The following is an 8,464-nucleotide window of genomic DNA, read 5'->3' on the forward strand; positions in this document are numbered from 1 at the left end:
ATAATACCAAATTTAAAAAAAAAATGATCCTACTAGCGAATTAAATACATCACTAACTACGTTAAAAATTATTTATATAGAACAACTATGTACCATAATTTTAGCCTTGTTATTAAGCTATTTCCTTATCGTTATAATAGATCACTAATTTAATGCAATTGGTATTACTCTCACGCAATGAGAAGTGGGAGCTAAAGCTCAAATATGTTAGTAAAAAATTTATAAAGTTCTGTACCTTGGTTAACGCTTGCCGATGCAAAGTGCAAAATGGCAATTGCATCGCAATCGAGAGTAAGTGTTTGCAGTGGTTGCTCGGTTAAGTAGCGCTCCATGCGTAAAATATTGGCAATAGGCTCACCGGCTTTAATGCGTCCACCAAGAGGTGCTATGTATTCAACCATACCGCCAATAGGGGCGTAATAGGCAAAGTAGTCATCTAAATTACATGCATAACGAGTCATATTAGCTGGCGTATGCGGCGCGTTTTGTAATACGCCTTTGTGGTTTAAGTAACTTAAAATGCTGTTAGCATCGTTTAGTGCTTCTTTTAAGTCTATTTTTTCTTGGCTGCCTAGCTCTACAGTAAATGCTTCTACAGGTATTGATAATTCGCGACCTTGCCCACTAAGTGCATCACTTAAATGCCACCATGGGCAAAAGTTAGCTTCATCCATTGCACCGTCAAAATCACTAGGAATAAGCAGTACATGTTCAATATTAAAGTAACGTGCGCTGTCGGTTGCATAGGTTGGGCAGTACAAATGTTTGCTTGAAATAGGACCTGTGTGTAAATCGAGTACTATATCAGCCTGATGAGCGAGCTTTTGTAAGTTAAGCGCAATGCGTTTACCTGTATTAAGTAAATAAGCAGGGCCGTTGAGTTTGCTGTCTACTTCGTCAATAAGCGCCTGTTTGAAGTTACTTTTTAATGTGGCGTCATCATACTGAGTATGATTTTGTGCAAACTGTGTCACTAAATTTTTATTGTAGTGATACATGCGATTCCAATTAGTACCCGTAATCGGATCGAACCTACCAAGGGTAAACTCGCCAGATTTTTGATTACAACCAATTGGGTTAGCGTAGGGCACAAGGGTAATATCGCCATTAAGGTTTAAGTTTTTTAACTGCTCAAGCAGCTGAAAAATAACCGCGTTACCTTGCACTTCAGCGCCATGCATATTGGCTTGAACATAAACACTAGGTCCTGTGCCATCACCTTTTAAACGATACACCGGAATTGTAAGTGGTAAGCCGTTTGCAACTTCTCCTACTACAATGTTTTCTTGGCTGATGTGTGTTGTATTACTCATGCTTATTACCTTAAGTAGTGGCTGGCATTTTCGGCTTGGCGAACGCAGGTAAGTTTACCGTTTTGCAATGTGTACTCGCCAGCTAGCTCATGGCATAAAAAATACGGCATACTTTCGGTAAAGCCGTAAGCACCGCATTGGCTAAATACTAGCCAGTCGTGCTCATTTAAATCGCTTGGCAGGTTATGTTCACCTAAGCAATCAAGCGCTGTACAAAGCGGGCCGTATAAAGTGACTGCTTGAGTTTTAGCACTGGATTCACGCAGTAACGCAGCAGGAAAGTCTTGGCTGGTAACAGCAGGGCGTAATAAGTGATTTATGCCGCCGCTTAAAATTACTTGCTGTTGATTATAGTTTTGTTTGCGCTCTATTACTGGGTTTGCGTAATGACCACATTCGCCCACGGCATAACGACCAAGTTCCATCCATAATTCATCTACACCCGCATCATTTTTAATTTTAGCGAGCGCAGCTATTAAGTCATCCCAATCAAGTGTTGTTTCATTTTGTGTGTAGGGAATACCTAAACCACCACCTAAATCGAGAATTTTAAGGCTGATATTTAAATCGCTGGCAAGTTGGCTAAGTGGTGCAATCATTTGTGACCACAATTCGCTTAGCTTTTGTGTGCTAAGCATGTTGCCCCACTGAAAAATATGTAAGCCGTCAAATTTAAGTGCAGGGTAGTCGGCTACATTAAGTGCTTGCCACTCATCACAACCCAAACCAAATGGTGTGAGGCTGTCGCCGCCCAGTGGGTTTTTTTCACCTACAGGCCAACGTAATTGTACACGCAGTAATACTTGTAACTGTGTATTTTGCAATTGTGCTTGTTGGTTTAACCAACGTACTTGATTGAGGCTTTCTGCTACGAATATACGCACACCGCGCTCAATAAAGTGTTTAATTTGTTTAGGGCTTTTTGCTGGCCCTGTGTTGAGCACGCGCTGTGAGCTAATACCTTGTGCGAGTACTTGCTCAAGCTCACCTTTACTTGCTACGTCAAAATTAAAGCCAGCGCTGTCTAAGCTTTGAATTATTTTAGACAGTGGATTTGCTTTTACCGCGTACCACAGTTTTACATCGGTTTGCGCAACTAAACGTGCAAGATGCATGTTTAGTTGATCTAGGTCGTAAACAAAAAAAGGCGTATCAAGTTGTTGTGTAATTGTATTTACAGCGGCTTTGATAGGCGTGCTCAAAAAGCTCATTATCGTAAAACCTCTTCAAGTAATAACGATGCATCGCTTTGCTGGTCGCGGTATTTAACAATTAACGCACACGACATGCTTAAGCCTTGCTCGCGCGCCCATTCGTTTGACGCAGGGCGAGAGCCCGGTATTACAATAGCGTACTCTGGAATTGGCTCGCCTTTATTAAGCTGACGCTCGTTTACGCAGTCGTATACCGGAATAGTTGCCGATAAACGCACGCCTGGGGCAAGTACTGCGCCTTTTTTAATGACTACGCCTTCAACAAGAATACAGCCTGCACCAATAAAGGCATCGTCTTCAACAACGACTGGGCTTGCACCAATTGGCTCAAGTACACCACCAAGCTGTACTGCAGCACTTAAATGTACGTTTTTACCTACTTGTGCACACGAGCCCACTAGTGCGTGGCTATCTACCATTGTGCCTTCGTCGATGTATGCACCAATGTTTACATACGCTGGTGGCATAATAATGGTGCCTTTAGCCACGTAAGCGCCACGGCGAACACTCGAGCCACCCGGCACCATGCGCACGCCATCGTCAGTACTAAACTCTTGTGGAGCTAAGTTGTGTTTATCAACAAAGCCGCCTGCAAACTCAGTATTAGTGCCATTTTTAAAGGCTTCTAAAATGCCTTGCTTTACTTCTACATTAGCTTGCCATTGGCCGCTTTCGTTTTGTGATGCTGCGCGTACTGCGCCCGATTCTAAATTATTTAATAGTTCTAACCAGCTCATTATAAAAACCTGTATTTAATGCCAAGATAAAATAGTGTTGTTTGCAGTTGTGATGCAATCGGTTTGAGTTAACTCAAGATGTGTTAAAGGTGGACGAAGTTGCGGGCTGCTTAAGCGGCCCTGCAAATGCATCAATACCTTTACGGGAATAGGGTTTGCGACAGCAAATAGGCTATTAATGGCACTAGTCCATTGAGCAAATAAATTAGGATATTGACCACTTAAGCTGCGTTTAACAAACTCGTGAGTTTGTGCGGGCCATGCGTTTGCAGCTACCGACACTAAACCTTTTGCACCAGCTTGGGCAAAATAAGGCATTAGCGCATCGTCGCCACTAAATAAGGCTAAATTAGGCGCGGCTTGGCGATAAGCCTCAAACTGAGCAATATTGCCACTGGCTTCTTTTAACGCCCATAATTTTTTATGATTTTGTAAGTTAGTCACTGTTTGAACAGGAATACTGACACCACTGCGGCCCGGTACGTTATAAAGCATACACGGATGAGCACTTGCATCGAGTAGGCTTTCAAACCAATGAGTTTGACCTACAGCGCCGGGCTTTGCATAAAGCGGTGAGCCCAGTAAAAAGCTATGAATTGGGAGTGTATTACAGTAGTTAACCCACTCAATTTGTTGCTTTAAGTTACTACCGCCCACGGCAACCATAAGTGGTACACTTGGTTTTAGCTGGCATACGTGTTCAACAATGGCTTGTTGCTCGTTAAGCGTTAGTGCCAAACCTTCGCCCGTACTGCCAAGTAGTAAAATACCGTTATGTGCCGCTTCTTGATCGCTAACCAGTTTAGTTAACGTGTTGTAGTCAACATCGCCGTGTTGATCTAATGGCGTAACGAGCGCGGTCCATAATTTGTAGTCGTTTATATTGAAGTTATTGGTCATCTCTCACGAACTTATAAGTTATTCGAAGAGTTAAAAAGCTTTATGGAAGGAGCCGCATTAACCTCGTTCGAACTAATAATTCGAAGAGCGAATGGGCTTAAAATAATAGGGCGCATGGCCTTAATATTTAAGACCAGAAGCTCTCCACCAAACTAATAAGCTGCTTGTTATAAGCAGCTATTGGTGACAGTCGCTAGGGTTCAACCTAGTCGCCCGAAATAAACACCTCGCAAAAGTGATTACTTCTCGGCGTTAATTCCCCTCACGTATGCTCACTGGAGTTTGCGCTCCTAACATACGCTACCTGAATAACGCACCTCTTCTAGCCCTTTGCACCTGTTTGAAGAGTAAAACTTACAAACCTGTGCAATTTAAATAGGGTAATTGCAGCGATTAAAGCATTTTAGCCGTCTGGGTGTCAAGCGGCTAAATATAGATTAATTCATCGATAATGGGAGTGGTTACGTATTGGCTGCTTTTCTCGTACACTAGCAACATAAGTAGTGAGGTATTTAATTAGTATGGAAAAATTTAGCGATATTTATAAGCGAGCGGTAGAGCGAAAAGGCTCTGAAAAAATGCTTAAGTTATTACTTGCAAAACCGCTATCTAAAAAACAACTAAGCACGTTAAGTGACGACGATTGGCTGGAAGAATTTACTCGAAAAGTATTTCAAAGTGGCTTTTATTGGTCAGTCATTAATAATAAGTGGTCGGGATTTAGAGAGGTTTTTTGGGATTTTAGCGTCGATAAGGTATTAATGATGCCCCCCGATATGCTGGAACAAAAAGCAACGGATGAGCGTATTGTTCGTAACTATAAAAAAGTAAAAACAATTACTGAAAATGCTTACATGATCCACGAAATAGCACAAGAACATGGCAGTTTTAGCCAGTTTGTCGCTAATTGTCCAGCAGACGATATTATTGGTTTATGGGCGTATTTAAAAAAGCATGGCGCGCGTTTAGGCGGAAATACAGGGCCTTATGCGCTACGAGCTCTTGGTAAAGATACTTTTTTACTATCACGCGATGTAGAGAATTATTTGCGTGCCCATAAAATTATAGACGGCGGCTTACAAACTAAAAAGTCACTGAGTGCAGCCCAAGCCTTTTTTAATGAAATGCAAAAGCAAAGTGGCTTAAGTATGCAAGAGTTAAGCTTAATTGTGGCCTATGGTGTAGGCGATAACCGTGTTGGTATAAGCCAGCAATAATAGGAATTACCATGAAATTAGTGCCAAGATATACGCAAATAGCCGAAAACTTTGCGATAGAAGATTTCCCTGCAAGTGTCGCCTCTCCTCAGTTATTGCTGTGGAATGAGAGCTTAGCAAAAGAGTTTAATATTAACGTTACTGCTGATTTGCGTGCCAGCACTTTTAGCGGTAACGAAAAACAGGCTATTCCTGCAGTAGCACTTGGTTACTCTGGGCACCAATTTGGACATTTTTCACCACGTTTAGGCGATGGGCGAGCGCATTTACTGGGCGCTATTAATGATGATAAAAATCAGCTGTGGGATATTCAATTAAAAGGCTCTGGTGCTACTCCTTACTCAAGAGGGGGTGATGGGCGTTGTGCACTTGGTCCTGCTATTCGTGAATACGTAATGAGCGAGGCAATGCATGCACTAGGCATTAAAACCACACGCTGCTTAGCGGTTGTTGGTAGTGGCGAAACGGTTTATCGTAATCCGCCACAAGCAGGCGCCATAGTTACTCGTTTAGCGACGAGCCATATTCGTGTTGGCTCGTTTCAATATTTAGCGACGCAAGGCGATGTTGAAGGACTTAAAAATTTAGCTGATTTAGCTATAGAGCGACATTACCCAGAAATAACTGGTACAGGATCGCAGCGCTATTTAGCATTTTTAGGCGCTGTGATTAAAAACCAAGTTAAGCTAGTTGTGAGCTGGATGCGTGTTGGCTTTATACATGGGGTTATGAATACCGATAATACGTTAGTGAGTGGAGAAACCATTGATTACGGCCCGTGTGCCATGATGAATAGCTTTGATTTTGATACTGTATTTAGCTCTATCGACAAACAAGGTCGCTATGCATTTGGTAATCAGCCAAATATGGCTAACTGGAATTGCGCCCGCTTAGCAGAGAGCTTAATACCACTAATTCATGACGATGATGAACAAGCGGTTTCATTAATGACGCCACATATTAATAGCTTTGCTGAGCAGTTTAATACTGAATTTACAGCAATGTGGGCACAAAAATTAGGGTTGGCAAAAGCAGATATTGACGACAGTGATTTGATTGGTGAGCTATTAAAATTATTAAAGGACCATCAATTAGATTACACCAATACCTTTGATGCATTAACTGAATCATTGAAATATAAAGCGACAGTGCCAGGCGTGCTAGCACAGTGGGCTATAAAGTGGCATCACCGCACTGATGAAAATAGCTATCAAACAATGCGCCAAGCTAATCCTAGAGCCATTCCACGAAATCACATTATCGAAAAAATAATTACCGAGTATAATGAATTTGGCTCAAGTGATGTGTTAAATCGCTTTACGAAAGTGATAAATAACCCATATTTAGAGAGTGAGGAATTATTAGAATTTCAGGCTGTGCCAGAGAGTGATAATGGTTATCGCACCTTTTGTGGTACTTAATCATTGATTGCAAATGTAATTGCATGATTATAAAGAGCCATTTTTAATCGTAAATACGCCATCGCTAGGGTAAGCCATGTTCAAGTGGTATTATCCGATGCAATTAAAATAACCTTTGTTTTCGTTAAGTATCGATTAACAAAGGTTAAGGTAGTCTGTACAAAACTGGTTGAGCTAGAGTTCATTAGCTACAATTTATTAGTTGTTAAAAAATGGGAACAAAACAATGAAATTAAAATCACTTGCAATCGCAATTGCGCTAGCTGCAACTAGTGCATCTACATTTGCTGCAGATAAAGAAGAAGGCTTTTACATTGGTGCATTCGGTGATTACTACGATGCTTCATGGGAAAATATCCGTGCTCAAGCTGGCCTTGATATCAATGAATCGACTGGTTGGGGTGCCGAAGTAGGTTACCGTTTCAGTGATTACTGGAGTGCACGAATTGAATATGCAGACATGGATTTTAACGCTTTTGATAAAGTAAATGGTAACCGTAACAATGTTGACGGTGAGCGTTACGGCATTGACGGTTTGTACCACTTTAATGGCGGTCCTTTTTACGGTTTATTCGGTATTAAAGAAATTGACGTTGTTAAAGATAATACGTTTTTAAATGCAGGTGTTGGTTACCAACATTTCATCACAGACGGCTTGTTTGTAAATGCAGAAACAGCCGTTTATCAAGGTCTTGATAAAGGTTATACAGATTTAGGCGCTAAAATTGGTATTAACTACTTATTTGGCCAAAACTCTGCACCTGCTGAGCCTGTTAAACCGGCACCAGAACCTGTAGTTGTTGAAGCACCAGTTGCAACTCCTGCTGATAGCGACAATGATGGTGTTGTTAATGCAGATGATAAATGTGCAAACACACCAATGACAGATGCAGTTGATAGCGATGGATGTACTTTGTATGAAGAAGCTAAAGTAACAACTAGCTTATTAGTTACATTCCCACATGACTCTGCGATGGTTAAGCAACAATATTTTGACGACATTGCTGCGGTATCAAAGTTTTTGAAAGAGCATACAGAGACAACAGTATTACTTGAAGGTCATGCTTCAGCTGTTGGTGACGCAAGTTACAACAAAAAACTATCTAAAAAGCGTGCAGATGATGTTGCTGATGAGTTAGTTAAAGATGGTATTTCAAGAGATCGTATTAGTACTGTAGGCTACGGCGAAGAACGTCTTAAAAATACAGCTAATACTAAAGCTGCACACGCAGAAAACCGTCGTGTTGAAGCTCATGTATCAACTGTTGAGCGCGTAAAAGTTAAGCGTTAATAGTTAGAATTTAAGTTTTATAAACCCAGCCACGCGCTGGGTTTTTTTATGCGTATATTAAAAGTAGGTAACGGTATAACAATAGTACTTTATCAATTTGAGGGATCAAACCTGACGCCTAACTGCGTTAAAATTTTCTGATATACAACTGCATGGATGCGGATCAATTGTCGATAAAACTATAAATAACCCGAACTCTGGATAATAAATCTATCTCGAGCAGCTATTTTCAGCGCTAACTGCGTTGAATTTGCTTGCAATAGGCCCGCTATTGACGCGTAAATTCGCCTTGTTTTCACTGAAAATCTCTGGCTAGAGAAAAATAAATTTAAATATCATTATGATTCAATATATTAGTAAATATCTTAACC

The 8,464-nt window shown here is 41.0% G+C and carries 7 protein-coding genes and 1 riboswitch; of the genes, 3 read left to right on the top strand and 4 right to left on the bottom strand.

Translation table 11 applies throughout. From position 1 onward, the window contains the following. Nucleotides 1-191 precede the first annotated feature (191 nt). Genes CWB66_RS10455 through dapA form a run of 4 tightly spaced genes read right to left on the bottom strand, consistent with a single transcriptional unit; the run spans nt 192 to nt 4,164 of the window. Nucleotides 192-1,313, bottom strand: coding sequence for a succinylglutamate desuccinylase/aspartoacylase family protein (locus CWB66_RS10455; RefSeq protein WP_138585342.1), 1,122 nt, complete (start codon nt 1,311-1,313; stop codon nt 192-194). Nucleotides 1,314-1,318: 5 nt separating this feature from the next. Further along, nucleotides 1,319-2,524 (bottom strand): PLP-dependent decarboxylase, encoded by a 1,206-nt coding sequence (locus tag CWB66_RS10460; RefSeq protein ID WP_138585343.1) that lies wholly within the window; start codon nt 2,522-2,524, stop codon nt 1,319-1,321. Further along, on the bottom strand, nt 2,524-3,264 hold the full coding sequence (locus CWB66_RS10465) for a 2,3,4,5-tetrahydropyridine-2,6-dicarboxylate N-succinyltransferase (protein WP_138585344.1): 741 nt from the start codon (nt 3,262-3,264) through the stop codon (nt 2,524-2,526). The genes CWB66_RS10460 and CWB66_RS10465 overlap by 1 nt, the downstream gene beginning before the upstream one ends. Before the next feature lie 15 nt (nt 3,265-3,279). Then, the gene (gene dapA, locus CWB66_RS10470; RefSeq protein ID WP_138585345.1) at nt 3,280-4,164 is read right to left on the bottom strand and encodes a 4-hydroxy-tetrahydrodipicolinate synthase; all 885 of its coding nucleotides are present in this window, start codon (nt 4,162-4,164) and stop codon (nt 3,280-3,282) included. A gap of 129 nt (nt 4,165-4,293) precedes the next feature. Then, a riboswitch (Lysine riboswitch) is annotated at nt 4,294-4,494 on the bottom strand. 191 nt (nt 4,495-4,685) lie between these two features. On the opposite strand from dapA, the gene CWB66_RS10475 reads away from it, so the two are divergent. The 3 genes from CWB66_RS10475 (at nt 4,686) to CWB66_RS10485 (ending at nt 8,093) form a co-directional block, all read left to right on the top strand. Then, nucleotides 4,686-5,381 carry a DNA-3-methyladenine glycosylase I gene (locus tag CWB66_RS10475; RefSeq protein ID WP_138585346.1) on the top strand — a complete coding sequence of 232 codons (696 nt, stop codon included), beginning with the start codon at nt 4,686-4,688 and terminating at the stop codon, nt 5,379-5,381. Nucleotides 5,382-5,392: 11 nt separating this feature from the next. Beyond that, on the top strand, nt 5,393-6,802 hold the full coding sequence (locus CWB66_RS10480; protein ID WP_138585347.1) for a protein adenylyltransferase SelO: 1,410 nt from the start codon (nt 5,393-5,395) through the stop codon (nt 6,800-6,802). Nucleotides 6,803-7,028: 226 nt separating this feature from the next. After that, on the top strand, nt 7,029-8,093 hold the full coding sequence (locus tag CWB66_RS10485; RefSeq protein ID WP_077536715.1) for an OmpA family protein: 1,065 nt from the start codon (nt 7,029-7,031) through the stop codon (nt 8,091-8,093). Nucleotides 8,094-8,464 lie beyond the last annotated feature (371 nt).

This window comes from Pseudoalteromonas sp. S558, from assembly GCF_005886635.1.
GTDB classification, from domain to species: domain Bacteria; phylum Pseudomonadota; class Gammaproteobacteria; order Enterobacterales; family Alteromonadaceae; genus Pseudoalteromonas; species Pseudoalteromonas aliena.